Source organism: Colwellia sp. 12G3 (assembly GCF_002836775.1).
Lineage (GTDB): Bacteria > Pseudomonadota > Gammaproteobacteria > Enterobacterales > Alteromonadaceae > Colwellia.
In genome coordinates this window covers 84083-102098 of record NZ_PJAQ01000001.1, presented here as the reverse complement: position 1 = coordinate 102098, position 18016 = coordinate 84083, and the positions used below count along the sequence as shown (strand labels likewise).

At 37.1% G+C, this 18016-nt stretch carries 16 protein-coding genes; 10 read left to right on the top strand and 6 right to left on the bottom strand.

Annotated elements, in window-relative coordinates; all coding sequences use genetic code 11:
• Positions 1-66: 66 nt before the first annotated feature.
• The 3 genes from CXF71_RS00410 to CXF71_RS00400 form a co-directional block, all read right to left on the bottom strand.
• Positions 67-2181 carry a S9 family peptidase gene (locus CXF71_RS00410; RefSeq protein WP_101231021.1) on the bottom strand — a complete coding sequence of 705 codons (2115 nt, stop codon included), beginning with the start codon at positions 2179-2181 and terminating at the stop codon, positions 67-69.
• Between the two features lie 230 nt (positions 2182-2411).
• Entirely contained in the window at positions 2412-3302 is an 891-nt protein-coding gene (gene htpX / locus CXF71_RS00405) for a protease HtpX (protein WP_101231020.1), read from the bottom strand.
• Between the two features lie 510 nt (positions 3303-3812).
• Entirely contained in the window at positions 3813-5909 is a 2097-nt protein-coding gene (locus CXF71_RS00400) for an MFS transporter (protein ID WP_101231019.1), read from the bottom strand.
• A 340-nt stretch (positions 5910-6249) separates the two neighbouring features.
• On the opposite strand from CXF71_RS00400, the gene CXF71_RS00395 reads away from it, so the two are divergent.
• From CXF71_RS00395 to CXF71_RS00380, 4 genes are all read left to right on the top strand, one after another.
• Positions 6250-7137 carry a LysR family transcriptional regulator gene (locus tag CXF71_RS00395; RefSeq protein WP_101231018.1) on the top strand — a complete coding sequence of 296 codons (888 nt, stop codon included), beginning with the start codon at positions 6250-6252 and terminating at the stop codon, positions 7135-7137.
• Positions 7138-7278: 141 nt separating this feature from the next.
• Positions 7279-7521 carry a PA3496 family putative envelope integrity protein gene (locus tag CXF71_RS00390; protein ID WP_101231017.1) on the top strand — a complete coding sequence of 81 codons (243 nt, stop codon included), beginning with the start codon at positions 7279-7281 and terminating at the stop codon, positions 7519-7521.
• Positions 7522-7825: 304 nt separating this feature from the next.
• Positions 7826-8863, top strand: a complete 1038-nt coding sequence (gene gshB / locus CXF71_RS00385) for a glutathione synthase (RefSeq protein ID WP_101231016.1) — start codon at positions 7826-7828, stop codon at positions 8861-8863.
• Entirely contained in the window at positions 8844-10832 is a 1989-nt protein-coding gene (locus CXF71_RS00380) for a flavohemoglobin expression-modulating QEGLA motif protein (RefSeq protein ID WP_232771324.1), read from the top strand. Before gshB ends, CXF71_RS00380 begins: the two co-directional genes overlap by 20 nt.
• A 116-nt stretch (positions 10833-10948) precedes the next feature.
• On the opposite strand, the gene CXF71_RS21385 is transcribed toward CXF71_RS00380, so the two are convergent.
• Positions 10949-11122, bottom strand: a complete 174-nt coding sequence (locus CXF71_RS21385; protein ID WP_157826670.1) for a hypothetical protein — start codon at positions 11120-11122, stop codon at positions 10949-10951.
• Positions 11123-11430: 308 nt separating this feature from the next.
• Here CXF71_RS21385 and CXF71_RS00375 point away from each other — a divergent pair, with 308 nt between their 5' ends.
• From CXF71_RS00375 to CXF71_RS00365, 3 genes are all read left to right on the top strand, one after another.
• Positions 11431-13353, top strand: a complete 1923-nt coding sequence (locus CXF71_RS00375; RefSeq protein ID WP_157826669.1) for a DUF3604 domain-containing protein — start codon at positions 11431-11433, stop codon at positions 13351-13353.
• A gap of 119 nt (positions 13354-13472) precedes the next feature.
• Positions 13473-14342, top strand: coding sequence for a peptidyl-prolyl cis-trans isomerase (locus CXF71_RS00370; protein ID WP_101231013.1), 870 nt, complete (start codon positions 13473-13475; stop codon positions 14340-14342).
• Positions 14343-14355: 13 nt separating this feature from the next.
• Positions 14356-15354: a HupE/UreJ family protein gene (locus CXF71_RS00365; RefSeq protein ID WP_101231012.1), complete on the top strand. Its 999-nt coding sequence runs from the start codon at positions 14356-14358 to the stop codon at positions 15352-15354.
• An 84-nt stretch (positions 15355-15438) separates the two neighbouring features.
• Here CXF71_RS00365 and CXF71_RS21470 read toward each other — a convergent pair whose 3' ends face one another.
• Positions 15439-15597 (bottom strand): alpha/beta hydrolase, encoded by a 159-nt coding sequence (locus CXF71_RS21470; protein WP_198559791.1) that lies wholly within the window; start codon positions 15595-15597, stop codon positions 15439-15441.
• Positions 15582-16040, bottom strand: a complete 459-nt coding sequence (locus CXF71_RS21465) for an alpha/beta hydrolase fold domain-containing protein (RefSeq protein WP_198559792.1) — start codon at positions 16038-16040, stop codon at positions 15582-15584. The genes CXF71_RS21470 and CXF71_RS21465 overlap by 16 nt, the downstream gene beginning before the upstream one ends.
• Positions 16041-16104: 64 nt before the next feature.
• Here CXF71_RS21465 and CXF71_RS00355 point away from each other — a divergent pair, with 64 nt between their 5' ends.
• The 3 genes from CXF71_RS00355 (at position 16105) to CXF71_RS00345 (ending at position 17941) form a co-directional block, all read left to right on the top strand.
• Positions 16105-16278: a lipid A-modifier LpxR family protein gene (locus CXF71_RS00355; protein WP_232771323.1), complete on the top strand. Its 174-nt coding sequence runs from the start codon at positions 16105-16107 to the stop codon at positions 16276-16278.
• Positions 16279-16590: 312 nt separating this feature from the next.
• On the top strand, positions 16591-17487 hold the full coding sequence (gene htpX, locus CXF71_RS00350; RefSeq protein ID WP_101231010.1) for a protease HtpX: 897 nt from the start codon (positions 16591-16593) through the stop codon (positions 17485-17487).
• 139 nt (positions 17488-17626) lie between these two features.
• Positions 17627-17941 carry a MipA/OmpV family protein gene (locus tag CXF71_RS00345; protein ID WP_101231009.1) on the top strand — a complete coding sequence of 105 codons (315 nt, stop codon included), beginning with the start codon at positions 17627-17629 and terminating at the stop codon, positions 17939-17941.
• Positions 17942-18016: the final 75 nt, after the last annotated feature.

The window sequence follows — 18016 nt, the reverse complement described above, 5'->3', positions numbered from 1 at the left end:
TCAAAACAACGAAGAAATTGGGGCTATTTAACGCGTAGATACGATAAAAATAATAAGGTTAACAATTTACTCTGCTAATAATGAGATAAAAAAGCTCATCTCTAAGGCCTTTTCTTTTAAACTTTTAAAACGGCCTGATGCGCCGCCATGTCCTGCCTCCATATCTGTTTTAAATAACAGTAAGTTATCATTTGTTTTAAGTTCTCGCATTTTTGCTACCCATTTCATTGGTTCAAAATACTGCACTTGAGAGTCGTGCAAGCCAGTCGTAACGAGTATATTTGGGTAGTGTTGAGCGCTGATATTATCAATCGGGGAATAAGCTAAAATATTATTGTAGGCTTGTGCTTCGTTTGGATTGCCCCATTCGTCATATTCATTAGTGGTTAGCGGTATGGTTTCATCGAGCATGGTCGTTAACACGTCTAAAAATGGCACATGAGCACCAATGGCTAGATATAGCTCTGGTGCTTGATTCACCACCGCGCCCATTAATAAACCCCCGGCGCTACCGCCAGAAGCGAATATTTTATCTGTAGCACCATAACCTTGTGCAACTAATGCCTTAGTGACATCAATAAAGTCATTAAATGTATTTTGTTTATGTTCTTTTTTACCTGTTTCGTACCACTGCCTACCCAACATTTCTGAGCCACGAATATGGGCGATAACGTAAACAAAGCCTCGGTCGAGTAAGCTTAAGGTTTGACTGGAAAAGTCTGGATCTATGGTAATCCCATAAGCACCATAACCGTATTGCAGTAGAGGATTAGTACCATCCTTTTTAAACGTATCACTGCGATAAACAATGGATACCGGAACGTCTATACCATCACGTGCGGTAATAAATAAACGCTCTGATTGATACTCTTCTTTGTTAAAATCACCTAATACTTTTTGTTGTTTAAGTAGCTTTCTTTCACCTGTCGCTAAGTCGAACTCAAAGAGTGAACCAGGGGTTGTTAAGCTTGAATAATATAACCTTGCAATGGTACTTTTGGGTTCAGGGTTTTCATCAAGACATGCAAAATAACAGGGGTCATCAAAAGATAATGGATATTGATGACCCATATTGTTTGGGTTAGTCGTGTGAACAATAAAACGAATTTGGCCATGTTCTCGTTCGGTAACCACAATGTAGTTATCAAATAATTCTATGCCTTCTAGCAGCACATCTTCTCGGTGTGAGATCACTTCTTGCCAGTTCTTAATATCATCAACTTTATCGGCAGCAACTTTCATTAATCGAAAGTTTTTAGCGTGATAGTTGGTCACAATATAAAAATGGTCACCCATTTTATCAGCGTGATATTCGTGTTGTTCTTGATATGGCAATAGATCAATAAATTCGCCATCAGGCTCATCGGCACTTAGCGCTAAATAATGTGTTGATTCAGTGGCGTGTAAACAAATATAAATTTGTGAATCATCTCTGCTCTTATCTAAACTCATATAAAAACTATGGTCGTCTTCTTCATAAACGAGAATATCATCAGATTGAGGCGAGCCTAGTTTGTGACGATAAACTTGGGTACCTAATAAGGTTTCTAGATCTTTTTTTACATAGAACACGCTTTTGTTGTCATTAGCCCAAACAATTTGTCCTTCTGTTTCAACGAGAACGTCCGCTAAGTATGCCTCTGGTGAATCAGAGCAGCTGCTTAACTTGCCTAAGTCTTTAAAATTAATAGTGTAAATACGGCGGCTGTCAGTGTCTTCAGATATTGACATTATTTTATCATTAGGACTGATGGATAAGTCACCTATATCATAAAATTCATGACCTTCGGCTCGCGCATTAACATCTAATATTAGGGTGTTATTTTCACCAGAAAAGCTTGTTGCTCGGTAATAATTTGAATACTCTTGCTCGCCATTAATTTCACTGTGATACCAATATTTACCATCTTTGGTTGGCACGGTATTATCGTCTTTTACTATCCTGTCTTTAAGTTCTTTATACAGTAATTCTTGTAAAGGTTTTTGCTCGGCTAACATAGCATCAGCGTAATTATTCTCAGCATTAAGATGTGACAATATTGTTTCATCGCTACGATGGTCATCACGCATCCAATAATAATTATCCACACGTTGATGATTATGTATTGTCATTTCATGGGGTATTTTCTTAGCGATTGGCGCGGCAATATTTTTGTTTGATGTGGGTAAAAGTATAGGCACTAAGTGCTCCTATTTAAAATAATAGTGATATTTACAATAACAATAACAATAACAATAACAGTTTATTAAACCATAAAAAAGTTGTCGCTACATCACAGAAGTAGTGGAACGGAAAGAGTAAAAGTATGGCTAATAGCAGGCTATGGGATGGTATGCCGCGCCAAATTGGAATGTTTTAACCAGCACAAGTAAACAATAACTTAGTGTCATTGGTATAACATTCCATTAATTTAGCGCGTTAGCATTCTTCGTTCTAACGCCTCAAGTCTATCTTCAATTGGTGGATGAGAAGCCCATAAATGGGTAAAGCCTTTCTTTGTTTTTTCACCTATACCAAATGCGGCTAATTGTTCAGGTAGTGCTTCAGGCTCATTTTGAGCTAAACGTTTTAAAGCTTTGACCATATTTTTATGGCCTGCTAAATCTGCACCACCGGTATCAGCTATAAATTCACGTTTCCTAGAGAAATACATCACAATAACGCTGGCGAGTATTGACAAGAGAACTTGTGATATAAGCACGGTAACCAAGTAGCCAATGCCATGCCCTTGTTCATTCTTTAATATTACGCGGTCAACTACATGACCAACGATGCGAGATAAAAAGACAACAAAGGTATTAACCACACCTTGAATTAGCGTTAACGTTACCATGTCACCATTAGCAATATGGCTCATTTCATGGCCAAGTACGGCTTCTATTTCACCTTGGGCCATTTTATCAAGTAGTCCTTGAGATACCGCGACTAAGGCATTGTTTTTACTTGCACCAGTAGCAAAAGCATTCATTTCAGAGGAAGGGAAAATGGCAACTTCAGGCATTTTAATACCAACAATGCTGGCTTGTTTTGCTACCGTTTCTATTAACCATTTATCAATGTTGGTTGTTGGCTCAGTAATAACTACTGCGCCAGTCATTCTTTTTGCCATCCATTTAGAGATGAATAAAGAAATAAATGAACCGCCAAAACCTATAACACCTGACAATATGACTAGAGATTGAATATTTAAGTCAGAGCCATTTTCTGCCAATATGCTATCAACACCTAACAAGCTTAACGTGACACTTAACACAAACATAATGGCGATATTAGTCAGTAAAAATAGAAATATTCGTTTCATTATCATTCCTAAATATTGAACCTTTAAATACATTTTAGATGTATCAAGGGTAAGATGAAAATATTTTATAAGATATACTGAAACATTTATGTATTAAATCAGGTTATGAATGTGGAAGGTACGGCTAGCTTGCTTACTGCTTTACTTAGACCAAGCAACTTGAAATAAACTATAGCCGTGCCAAGGGTGAGTATCGTTTTAATAGTGATACAAAATACGCTCAATACTAGAGCGATACATATCACCAATGTGAAACAGAACTGGAGGCGTTAGACAGACAAACACCTATGATTATCGGATGGTTTCAATGGACAACGAACGCAAGAGTAACTGTAATCATACTGCCCTTGATACGGTCAAAGGTCTTGATACATAGGTAAAAAAACAGATAAATTATGAACACTACCGTTACAGCGGTGAAATAGCCTATATTATTGAAAATATTGATTTTAATTAATAATGCCTGAAACACAGCAAGCAATATAAAAATTATTGTGTGGCTATTCAAACCTAAGTTATAATATTTTCTTCAGGTTTGTCATCAATAGAGACACTTAAATCAGTATTTTCGACGGCCTCTGACTCTTGTAATAACGCTACTATTTCAGAGGCAACCTCAGGGACAGAATCAATGATTGTACTGGCAATATCTACCGCATATTCTGGAATGGTTTCTACTACTTGAGATAAATAGTCATTAACAGCACTTTCAATATTTTCTAACGCATCAGTTGCACAGTTTTGTTCATTTTCACTTTGAATTAAGTTATTCACATAAGCACCAGCAATAACATTGGAGGATTCTGGTAATGCTTCGGATACGGCTAACGCTAATTCAGCGGAATATTCCGGAGATACATCGCTTAAGCGGTTATAAAGCTCAGATGCTGTTTGTTCAGAGGCAGCGGCACTACGATCCACCGGACGCATTTCATCTAAAGAGTTTGAAAATTCGGTCATATATTGTTCTGTCATTTCTAACAGCCCACCTGAATCGTCTGCAGACATATTTTCTGCGGCTAATTCCATTACTCGAACCCCATTATCAGGCATAGAATTGGCTATCGCGACAATAATATTTGTATATTGCTCTGGATAGGATGTTGTTATCCACTTAACTAACTCTTCTGCCTTTTCTGGAGAGGCATTGGTTAACGCTTCTGCTATATGAATAGCCATTTCAGGCGCAGCTGTTGTGATCGCGCCATACAATTTACCAATATCGATTTGTTCAATGGTACTTAGTGCAGCAGCTAAATTGGATGCGTTAGTAGGATCGCGCAGTGCTAAAGCTTTTGCCATATTAACGGCAGCTGCAGGATTTTTTGTCGCCAGACTTACCGCAACTTCAACTTCTGGACTGTTATCGAATGCCGGTTCAGCATAATCTGTGCGCGGATCTAATTCAGAAACAGCGCCAGAGGGAGTCTGCATAAAGAAGTTCTCTTGTTCATCATGGGGTAGGGCAGAACGTTGCTGCATACGCATAATAATAAAAATTAATAAGGTCGTAGCAGTAATAGCCATAAGGGTAAATAACGCGCTGCTACCAAATGAGTTCATAACAACTGAGGCAACATACGGCCCTAAAATACTGCCTAATGCATATATGACTAATAACGAAGACATTGCTGTTAAAATCTGTTCTTTTAATACTTTATCAAAGGTTTCGGACATACTCATAGGATATAGGCAGGCAGCCATGCCGGTAAGTACTGCAATGGCTAAGAGGCTTAAATTAAACATGCCTAGGGAAATAAGCATAGGAATTAAGAAAGAAATTAAAATAATGGTTAAGACCATTACCAACATTATTTTACGACGATCGAAATGGTCAGAGAGATAAGCAATGGGGAATTGTAATATTATTGCACCAGAAATAGCCGCTCCCATAAATATCGATAAATTCAGATCTTTAATGCCATTATCACTGGCGAAAATGGGAAGCATATTCAATAGCGCCGCATAGATGAGACCACAATAAAAGCAACTAACGGCCCCCAGAGGAGATAGCTTAAAAATAGTCACCAAAGACATCGATTGACTGTCTTCAATGTGTGGACCTTGCTGTTTACTGATAACAATAGGTGTAATTGCCAGGCTGAATAAAATACCCGATATAACAAATAAAGTCATACCCTCTATGGGGGCAATACTTAATAAAAATTGTCCAGAAAACAATGCGCTCATCAACACCATTTGGTTAATAGAAAGTATTTTAGCTCTATTTTTTTCAGTGGCACTGTAACTTAACCAGCTATCAAGCGTTGCATTAGCACACGCCATACAAAAACCAGTAATAATCCTCATACACCCTAGAATTATGGGGTCAGGATAAAGGCCGGACAATAAAATAGCCACAGATGTTAAACTGCCACACATTGCAAATATTCTGATATGGCCAACACGCTGCAATAACTTACGGCTATAAATAGCACCGACCAGAAACCCCACTGATAACATCGATAAAACGAGGCCGATACTATCAATGCTAACGCCATCATGTTGCATACGAACAGGCAATAAAATGTTGCTTAAGCCGTACCCCGTCATTAACAAAAAACAGCTTGTTAATAGCATAAGAAAAGGTCTGATTGTCATTATCATTACGATATTCTCTTATTTTCTGGAGAGAGGAACTATGTTACTAACAGTACATGTAATTGATGACGTATGTGGAGAAATTTTATTGGTTTCTCTAATTTAGATGGGCCTATAAACAAATAATATATAGGGTCAGATATTAATGAGACTTAAAATGGTTGTACCTTAAGTTGTAATATCTTGAGTGAATATACATTGTTATAGAAATTATTAATTAGAAATAAAACCTGTAATAATCTCACACTTACAGCTATTGACAGGCTATATTTTTTGGCGGATTATGCCGCTAACTAACTAGGTTGTAAAATAAATAATAATTATCGTATTGATAAGAGAAAATGTAATGGACATTGAGTTAATTAAGACTTTTTTGGAAGTTAAAGACTGTCGTCATTTTGGTAAAGCGGCCGAAAACTTGTATCTTACTCAGGCTGCTATCAGCACCCGAATTCGTCAGTTAGAAAGGTATTTTGGGGTGACATTATTTCAAAGAGCGAGAAATAATATACAACTAACATTGGCTGGTGAAAGGCTGGTTCCTCATGCTGAAAACATGTTAAATACCTTGCGAATGGCTAAACAAGATGTAGCACTCGCTTCTGAGCAGGTGACGCAAATATCTATTGCAGGTACACCCAATACTTGGGATGTTTATATTCATGATGCGATTTCAAAAATATATATGAATCAACCTCAGATTAGTTTGATTGCTGAAATTTTATCCCGAGAACAACTCACAAGACAATTACTTGAGCGCACGTTGGATGTTGCTATTTTGTTTGATCCCCCTAAAGTTGAAGAGTTAATGATTGAATCATTACATATGTTCAAATTAGTGCCCGTGACGACTTTTCAAAATAAGATAACAAATCCCTCCGAAGTTAAACGTTATATTATGATTGACTGGGGCACGAGTTTTATTAATTGGCATGCTAAAGAAGTGAAGGGAATATCTATACCCGCAATTAGAACCAGTACGGCACGAATTGCGCTTGATCTTATGTTGCAATGTGGTGGCAGTGCATACCTACCTGATATGCTAGTAAAACCATTTATTGAACAAGGTAAACTATTTGAAATTGATAAATTACCGGTATTTGAACGGGAATTATTTAGTGCTTTTCATAAAGAAAATGCGAATGAAGAACGTATTGTTGAAATTAAGAACCTGTTAAGAAAAGACGACCCCGAAGCGCCGGCTATTATGAAACCCAGTAATACCAGAAACTGATTATTCGATCGTACAATCATTTTTCAAATCAATATCAAAGTAAAATATTTTTATCGTTAACTTAAAAATATTTTACTTTTCTTACCGAGGAAAAACGTAGATTATCCGCTTTTAATGTGATTATTTTTGGTGAAAGAACAAATGGCCAATAATTCTACTTATGAATTATCTTCCTCTAACGAATTAGACTTTATCAATGAAGACCCTTCAAACGAAGGTGAAAATGATATTGCTGAATTTGAATTAAACATAAGCCCATCTGAAGGTGAAAGTTCAAAACAAAGTAATAAGCGTAATTTCCTCGCTAAGAAAAAAATTGAACAGTTACAAGAAGAACGCCGACTTAAAAAGTTTGATGATGATTATTATGACGATTGGGATTAATTAAGCTCATTTATAGCCGCTACCAATGAAAGTGTAATATTTCAGTGGAAATTAAAATGACGTTAGGCAAGATAAATACTTTAAACATAGTCTTTCTATGGTTTAAGTATTAATCGTAGTGTAACGTCATTTTTAAACCCATTAAATAAGCAAACTGGAACATACACCTTGAATGGTAACGGGCATATAGCCATATCATTATTTTCAAGCTAACGTTAAACTTAGCGTTATACTAATAACTTTATATAATTCTTATCAAATCACTGTCTTGTGATTTGAATGTTACTGATCAAAGGACAATCCATTGAATATACTTTTCTTGATGTACCCTTGGGATAAAATTGAACCCGAAACAGATTCCACTTTACGGTTAATACACGAGTGTGTTTCACGGGAGCATACTGTCGCAATTGCCACGCCTCATAATTTAACCATGAGAGATTCTGTTTCAAGCGCTTTTTGCCAAGTTTTTAAAAAAGGCTCATCGGCTTCTACAAATGTGGTGTCATTTTATAAAAAAGCCGTATTTAAAAAATCACAATTACCTCTGGCAGGCTTTGACGCGATTATTATGCGCGATAACCCGCCATTAAATCCGATAACCTTAAATTTTCTTGATTCGGTTCGTGAAGATGTTTTTATCATGAACGATATTGATGGTTTACGTATTGCTAATACTAAACTTTATACCGCTTCATTTGACGATCCTACAAATCATTTTATTCCCGTTACTCATGTATCTAAAACGCCTGAGTACTTAGTTGACGTATTAAACGAATCTGCGTCCGGAAGAATGATCATGAAACCACTAGATGGTTATGGTGGACAAGGAGTTATTTTAGTTGAGAAGAGTGCACAGAAAAGTTTCCTTTCCTTATTAGAGTTTTATATAAACAGCGGTGAAGGCGGGAATTACGTAATTTTACAGGAATATGTCGAAGGTGCCGATGCCGGTGATGTGCGTATTTTGATGTTAAACGGTGAGCCTATTGGCGCCATGAAGCGAGTTCCGGCCTCAAATGAAGTACGTTCAAACGTGCATGCTGGCGGTACCGTTATTAAGCACACCCTAACGAAAAATGAAAAAGCACTGTGTAAGCACATTGGTCCTAAATTAGTACGCGATGGTTTATATTTTGTTGGAATAGATGTAATTAATGAAAAATTAATCGAAGTTAATGTGCAAAGCCCTGGCGGAATTATGCGTATTAATAAATTAAATAATGTGAAATTACAAAAGAAAGTTATCGATTTTGTTGAAAGTGTCGTCAATGCCAAAGAAGCGTTAGCGCAACGTAAAAATGAGTTTAGAAAGGCGATTGATGATGCTCACGTTATCTGAAAAAGAATGTATCGCACTCATTAAAAAAGGTGAGTGTTTTCATGCTGAAGTAGAGTCGGGCGCTTTCATCATCAAAATTGATGAATACGCGCCTATTATCTGCGCGGCTATTCATAATGGCCAAAGACTGCGTTCAGAGCTTGAGAAGTCATTCTTATTATCTGATGAAGAACAATTCTATGAAGAAGATCCCTATACGGATGAACTAATTTCTTCTTTTCCTATACAGATTATTGGTAATGATTCTCGGTTTGAATATGATCTTAATCGCGCTAAAGCTTTATCAACCTATTTTAAGACAGCGTGGGATAAGCAAGTTTGGGATAAACCGTTAACTCCAAAGCAACGCGTAAAAAGTCATAACAAACATCAGTCATTTTACAATGTATTAGAAGCCATAATCGCCGTTATCGAAAAGCAATTTAACAACGCCATTGTCTTTGATATTCATGCTTATAATTACAAAACACTAGAAAAAAACACCCCAACGTTCAACATTGGCTCTGAACAAATAGACGTTGAACGATGGGGAAGAGTTGTTTCATTATTTGAGAAACAACTCAATCGAATCGTTTTACCTAACCTTAATGTCAGAGCAGCCACCGACGAAGTTTTACAAGGTCGCGGGTATTTGATTACCCATATAAATGCTCATTTCGACAATACCTTGGTTATTCCGACCGAAGTTAAAAAAATATTTATGGATGAATCATCGGGTGAGCTTTATCCACTGGTATTAGAAGAGCTCAAAGCGGGATTTAAAAATGCTATCAGTGAAACAGCAGCATTTTTTGTACGTCGCTATGGAAAAAGGAAAAAAACACAAAAAGCCGATATATTATCTTCTACCATTAGTCCTGAAGTTTTAGCTTTAGACAAAAAGCTTTTTGCACTGTGTAAGAGTGTTGAAACGCTAAACTTTATTAACCCTATTAACTTAATTGCCCAGCGAAGCAAATTCTTCAAGCAAAGAAATCACAACTCACCAAGTTTTAATTATAGACAGCTCAATATTGACCCCTACAAGTTCAGAGAAAACTTGTATAACTTACCCGTAAGTGACATATATGATGCCGATATTCAGCAATTATATCGCCATGTCATTGATAATTTGGCAAGTAAAATAGACTTGCTAACAACGATTGGGACCGATGATTTTGTTTATAATTCATTAAAATATTATGGTGAACCGAGTCTTAGTGACATTGCTAATGCGAGATTTATTCTGCATTTAAATGATGATGAGCAAGACGAAGTCTTACTGACTGCAGATGATGCTATAGAGTATTTTAGACACCAAGCAAAAGAATGGAAACTGCATTGTAAAATTGAAAAATCTGGGAAATTAGTCGCCAAAGCGATGGTGAATAATGAAAAAGCTTTGCTGCTTATAAACAAAGAAGCTTCATTTACCCAAAAAGAATTACATGCATATGCTTATCATGAACTTGGTATACACATGCTCACCACCATAAATTCAAAACAACACCCCTTAAAAGTATTTAGTTTAGGACTCACCGGTAATACTCATGCGCAAGAAGGTTTAGCACTTTATAGTGAATATCGCTCAGGTAGTCTAACTATTAAACGATTAAAAACCATCGCATTACGTGTGATAGCTGTTCAATATATGCTTGAGCATGGTGATTTTGTGAAAACCTATAATACCTTGATGAATGAATTCGAGTTAGATAAAGAGTTTGCCTTTACCCTAACTACCCGTGTATATCGTGGCGGTGGATTCACCAAAGATTATTTATATTTAAAAGGATTTAGAGATATTTTAGCCCTGGCCAAAGAAGGGCCTATTGATAACTTACTGGTGGGGAAAGTGGGTTTACTTGACTTTAACATCGTCTCTGAAGTTGTTGAAAGGGGTATGATCGCAAGGCCAAAATCACTGTTTGACTTGGCTTCTCAACCATCAGGTGATAGCGTGTTAGATTTTGTTGTCAACTCTATTAAGTAAGCTGACCTTTTGATAAACAGCACCTGTTCAATATTGATGCTTATCGTTAAAGCGTCGATAACAGGTGCTTTCAGTTGTTGATTTATCGCAATTATGATTGTTTTTCTTGTTTATATTTATACATTCATTGCTCGGCGAGAGATAAAAACAATGCAATAGGGGCCTGTTAAACTAGCCAGCTTTTCATTTTGAGCAAAACGATTACCAATTTTTGTTAAGGACGCTACATGGATGGTGTTCTTAGAGAATACAGGAGCATATTCTCCTGAATAACCATTCTCTTCAATCAATGCCTTGCCTCTAAGCCTTTTAATTCTCGCTGAGTGGGAAAGAACTTAATCAACTTGGTATAATATAAATTTACTGAGTATGTAGGTTTAAATCGAGTACATGGTAGTGAATACTCAGACCTACTTAGATAGCGGGCAACCTTTTATCCATTAGTGTAAGCCTGCAATATAGACTACATAATCAATTGGATAATTAAATTTTTTTTGATATAACGTATTTTGTAATAAATCTTTTAATTTTCCTCATCTTAAACTACTATTTATGTTCGAAAGTAATAATAACCTTTTAACTTGAATTGGAGTTCACCGTGAAATTAACTTACCTAAGCTGCTTAATTGGCGTTTTATTAGTGCAAGGATGTGGTCAGCCTTCGACCGAAAAAAATTCTGTAAACGCAGCAGCAGAGGACAGTAAGGTTGCTAAAGTAACAGTAGAACAAAAACCAGCACCAGCAAAAACACCTCAATATGCACAAAATGTTTATTTTGGCGATACCCATTTACATACATCTAACTCATTTGACGCCGGTGCTTTTGGTAATACACTGCCACCCGATGTCGCCTATCAATATGCTAGAGGCGAGCAAGTTACCGCTTCAATGGGACTAAAAACCAAATTAATCAAACCACTCGACTTCTTAGTCGTGGCCGATCATTCAGATAATATGGGTATGATCCCTGATTTATACGCAGGAAAAAAAGAAATTATTGCCAACCCTATGGGTAAAGAATTTTACGATGGCTTAAAAGCAGGTAAAAACCATGAAGTTGCTATTGAGTTAATCAAACAGTTTTCTCAAGGTACATTGCCTGAAGAATTAAATTACGATCCACAATCTCAGGGGTATAAAGATACTTGGAACCGTATTATTGATTCAGCGGAAAAATATAATGACCCGGGTAAGTTTACCGCTTTTATTGGTTATGAGTGGACCTCTTTAATTAAAGGGGGCAACATGCATCGTGTGGTTATTTATCGTGATGGTGAAGAGAAGGGCCGTCAAATGGTACCTTATACCACTACACCACCTTATGGTAACCAAAACCCACGGGAGTTATGGAAATGGATGCAAACCTACGAAGACAAAACTCAAGGTAAAATACTCGCCATTGCTCATAACGGTAACTTGTCTAACGGTATTATGTTTCCTATGGCCGAACAGTTTAATGGCAGCGCGCTGGATAAAGAATACGTAGAGTCTCGCGCTCGTTGGGAGCCTTTATATGAAGTAACTCAGATGAAGGGTGATGGTGAAAGCCATCCATTTTTATCACCTAATGATGAATTTGCTGATTTTGAAAACTGGGAGTTTGGTAACTTAGACTTGTCTGAGCACAAAACCAATGACATGCTTGCTGGCGAATATGGCCGTGAAGCCCTTAAAACGGGGTTAGTATTAGAGGAAAAATTTGGCACCAACCCTTATAAGTTTGGCTTAATTGGCTCAACTGATTCTCATACGAGTTTAGCAACTACTGAGGCAGATAACTTCTTCGGAAAAATGTCAACAATGGAACCCAGTGAAGCGCGATTAACGAAACCAGCGATGCAAGGTAAAGACATTACCATTAATTACCGTGCCGTTGTTTCTTCTGGTTTAGCCGCTGTTTGGGCAACCGAAAATACCCGAAAAGGTTTATTTGATGCTATGGAGCGTAAAGAAACTTACGCCACTACAGGACAACGCATTCAAGTGCGTTTCTTCGCAGGTTGGGATTATAACCAAGCTGATTTAGACGGTGACTTTGTAAAATCAGGTTACGAGAAAGGCGTACCAATGGGGGGCGATTTAGCGGCTAAAACAGCTAATGCACCAAGTTTTATGGTTGTTGGTATGAAAGACCCAGATGCAGCAAATTTAGACCGTTTACAAGTGGTTAAGGGTTGGATGGATACTAATGGTAAAACCCATGAACGTATTTTTGATGTCGCTTGTAGTGATAACCGCAGTATTGTTGAACGACGCTGTGACAAATTGGTAGGCAATACTGTCGATGTAAAAACGGCTACCTATACGAATGACATAGGTGAAACATCATTAAAAGCGCTATGGGTTGACCCTGAGTTTGATGCGGCACAAAATGCATTTTACTATGTACGGGTACTTGCCATTCCAACACCTCGTTGGACAACATATGATGCGGTTAGATACGGCGCAGAACTACCAACAGATGTACCTGCAACAATTCAAGACCGCGCTTATACCGCTCCTATTTGGTATAACCATTAGTTGCTACTAAACATTAACGTGAATTAGACTAGCTTTTACCTTAATTAATATCATTCCTGAGCGAACTGTTTGGGAATGGTATTTTTATTTTTCTTAATATTGATTATTCTATATACCGTATGTCACAGTTTCCTTTTAAAAAAATCCTCACAGAGCCTTTATTACATTTCATTTTAATCGCATTATTATTTTTTGTGCTTTACGAGCTTATTAATCCTAACGTTGCTGATGACTCAAAAATAATTACGATTAGTGATAACCGGATTGAGCAACTTAAAAAGGGCTTTGAAAAAACCTGGACGAGAAAGCCAACAAAACAAGAGCTTGATAAAATTATTGAAAGTTATGCCCTCGACGAAATTTATGCTCGAGAAGCTAAAGCATTAGGCTTAGGTGAAAATGATGAGGTGATCAGGCGTAGACTTCGCCAAAAAATGGAATTTATACTACAAGACATGTCAGTTTTACAACAACCATCAACAGAAGAGCTCAATAGTTATTATCAACGCAATATTGATAATTATAAACAAGATAACCAATACTCTTTTGAACAAGTTTATATTATGGATAGCCGACCAAAAAATCAATTAGCTGAGCTTTTAACACAGCAAAAACAGCGTATTCTTCTTGGAAAAGTTCCACAAGGCGACACAAGTATGTTGCCGACTACCCTTGATAATAAATATTCTCATCAAATTAATAGGCAGTTCGGTATTGGTTTTAATGCTGCTTTAGACGAAGCACCATTTAACCAATGGGTTGGACCGATAAAATCGGGTTTAGGCTTACATTTTATTAAGGTTAGTCAACGCAATACCGGAACGGCTTCAGCTTTATCTGAAATAAAAGATCGTGTCATTAAAGACTGGCGCTACCAACAGAACAAAATATTTATCGCGAACTATCAAATGTCATTACTCAAACAGTATCAATTGAACATCGAAAACAATAATGTTGTTAGCAATGCCACGTTATCTACCACTAGGTAATGAGGAATTAAACATGAACGTAATTAGAAGTTTATACGTTTTTTTATGGTTTTTATTCAGTCTGATTTTTATAAGTCCCAATGTTTGGGCCGATAATATGCGCCCGGCATCATTAACAATTGAAGCGATTGATGACAGTAATTTTACGGTTATTTGGAAAATACCAGCACTTGGCAATAAACGATTAAAACTCGCGGTTGATTTCGATAAAGACACCCAAATTAGCCAGCCTAAACAAGCACAGTTTTTTTCAAATGCATATATTGAAACCTGGCAAGTGCGCCGCACAGAAGGTTTAACAGGTATAGCGTTTACTATAAACGGTTTATCTAACACGGTTACCGATGTATTGGTTCGCATTATTGATCATCAAAAGCAAACGACTACAACGGTATTAACGCCAGATAATCCGAGTTATAAACAAGAAGGTAAAATATCTGATCAGGCAACGGTGAGTACCTATATTTTTTTAGGAATAGAGCATATTCTCATTGGTTTTGACCATTTACTGTTTGTTGCCTGTTTAGTTTTTATTTCTCGCAGTAAACGAAAACTATTATTCACCATTACAGGTTTTACCCTTGCCCATTCTCTGACGTTAATTATGGCGGCAACGGGTGTGGTGAGTATTGCTATTGCGCCAGTAGAGGCGGTTATCGCGCTCAGTATTGTATTTTTGGCGGTAGAAATAGCGAAACAAAACCCTAACAGTTTAAGTTTTAAATACCCCGTATTAGTGTCAGCAAGTTTTGGCTTATTGCACGGTTTTGGCTTTGCATCGGTATTAGCAGAAATAGGTTTACCGAAAGATGAAAAAATTACCGCGCTATTATGTTTCAATATTGGTGTTGAACTAGGACAATTATTTTTTATTACTTTGTTAATGTTTGTTTTTTGGTTAATTAAAGTGATTAAACGTGATGTGGTTTTGCATGATTTTCATCGAGTCATTAGCTACTTTTCAGGTTCGGTTGCGATGATTTGGCTGATCAATCGTTTATCTCAGTTTTAAATATTCTGATTTAACTTCCTCATTTAACATTGAATTATTGCCAACCAGTGCTTTACTATTTACTGGTTGGCAATATGAGCATGACTATTTAAGATGCTTTCTAAAAAAGTTGTCAATTTCATTTTGAGCATCTTTTGATTCAGGAAAGTCAGTTAATATTCCCAACATGTACTGGCCATGTGATAAACCATCATAAACATGTAAATCAGCAGCTACGCCAGCGTTTCTTAATTTACGATACATTCGAACCTTAATAACAAATCTCTGGTACCTGAAATTAAAATGGTAGGTGGAAAGCCTGTAACATCACCATATATTGGTGAAACTAGAGGACCCGTGAAGTTGCCTTTGGGCGCATAAAGGTCAAAGGTTGCATCAATTAATCCCTCACGCTTTCCTAATGGATCTAAACCTTCAAGTGTGTGCCAAGTATCTTTTTTAACTGATAAATCAGAAGAAGGTGTACCAACAAATATTGCGCCCGGTATTTCAAGTCCAAGTTCTTCAAGTTTATGCATGGTGGCTAACGTTATATTGCCTCCAGCAGAAGAACCAAACATTGCGGTTTTAGCAGCATCTTGAGTTTTTAATATTTCTGTCCAAACCGCTACGGTATCTTCTAGCACATCACTATAGTCATGTAATGGTGGCTGCCTGTAATCTATAGAGATAACTTTTGCATTCAATCCTTCTACAACCCAAATAGCTTCTCGTAATGAGGATTCACCACCACCGAAAACGAAAGCACATGTGGCGTTATATAGTGCTGATATTGCCCAAAAAAGTTGGCTAAGTATTGGCATCGTAGGGCCAGCATCTGGCACTGAGCAATTACAAGGTTCAATACATAAATTATTGGGCGCAAGTACACCACAAGGCTGGCCATATCAAGTTGAAAACACCGCTACCTTTCAACTTTTATAACAAAGAATATCTAAGTGATGATAAAAGCTGGCATGGTTATGGGCTATTACAGCTCTCTTGGCAAATGTAAAAATTAATGTATGGGTAAATTATTAACCATCAGCATAAAGATAACCTTTAGCGATCAGCCATTTCAAATTTATAATTAATTATGCTTAAGGTATAATTTTCAAAGTAATGGCATATTCACACATTGGCTTAGTTATTTAACACATCAAAAAGCCGGCATCTTAAATAAACTATGATCCACCAAGCTGATGAGTAGCAATGTTAACTTAACTTTTAGCTTAGCTTTTAACTTTAGGAATAAAAATGAAACGTATACTACTGTTTTTAATAACCAACATCGCCATTATGCTGATGTTAAGTATAACCCTCTCCCTTCTTGGGGTTGATAGCATATTGGCAGAGAATGGATCGGATTTAAATATTCAGTCTCTAGTGATACTTTCCGGTGTGATTGGTTTTGGTGGTTCATTTATATCATTGTTAATTTCTAAATGGATGGCAAAACGCATGACTGGCGCTGTTGTTATTAAACAGCCAAGCACTAACATTGAAAAATGGTTAATAAGCACAGTAGAAAAACAAGCAAAAATTGTCGGTATAAAAATGCCAGAAGTCGCTATATTCCCTTCAGAGCAAATGAATGCCTTTGCTACCGGCGCAAGTAAAAATAATGCCTTAGTTGCTGTGTCACAAGGCCTGCTCGATAATATGGCACAAGGTGAAATTGAAGCGGTAATGGGTCATGAAATGAGTCATGTAGCTAATGGCGACATGGTGACCTTGACACTTATTCAAGGCGTTGTGAATACCTTTGTGGTGTTCTTATCGCGCATTGTTGGTCATGTTGTTGACCGAGTCATATTAAAAAATGAACGTGGTCATGGTATTGGTTACTTTGTTACGGTTATGGTTTCACAAGTCGTGTTATCCATACTTGCGAGTACTATTGTGATGTATTTTTCAAGAAAACGTGAATTTATTGCTGATACCGGTGGCGCTGATTTAGCGGGTCATCAAAATATGATTAATGCATTAAAACGCTTAGCGCAAAAAGAGCCTGAAGCGCTTCCTGAGCAGTTAGCCGCTTTTGGTATTGGTGAAAAAACCAAACAAGGGATTAGTCATTTGTGGGCTTCGCATCCGCCAATAGAAGCGAGAATTGCTGCTTTAGAAAACCGCGCTTTGACAAAAAATAAGTAATCATCATTTTTTGGGTAAGCGGCGTTTAAGCTTGCAATTTACTGACATGCAGAGATTTACCATGTTTTACAGAATGTTAATAATAAGCCTTTTGTTTGCAGTCTCTTACACCTAGATCCTATTTTTTGCAGCAAGAGATGTGACGCAAATACACCTTGAGCCGGGTGACGGTAATTGGTCGTTAGGTATGGGGTTTAGAAATGGTACTTTTCCTTATGTAGGTAAAGATGATGTTGATGATTTATTACCTTTAATTACTTATAACGGTGAACATTTTTTCATTGATAGCACCCGAGCGGGCTTTCATCTGTATCAGTCAGACGATTGGTTAGTTGGTACCTATGCTGCTTACCGTTTTGCTGGTTTTAACGAAGATGATGCGCCTGAATTAGATGGCATGGACAGAAATGACGGCATTGATGGTCGTTTTTCCATTACCCGTCAAACATCTTAATGTACTCGGTGGTTAGTTTTTTCGGAAAAGCAACGTGAAAAAAAATACCAATGTAATGATAAAAATTTGATGAAA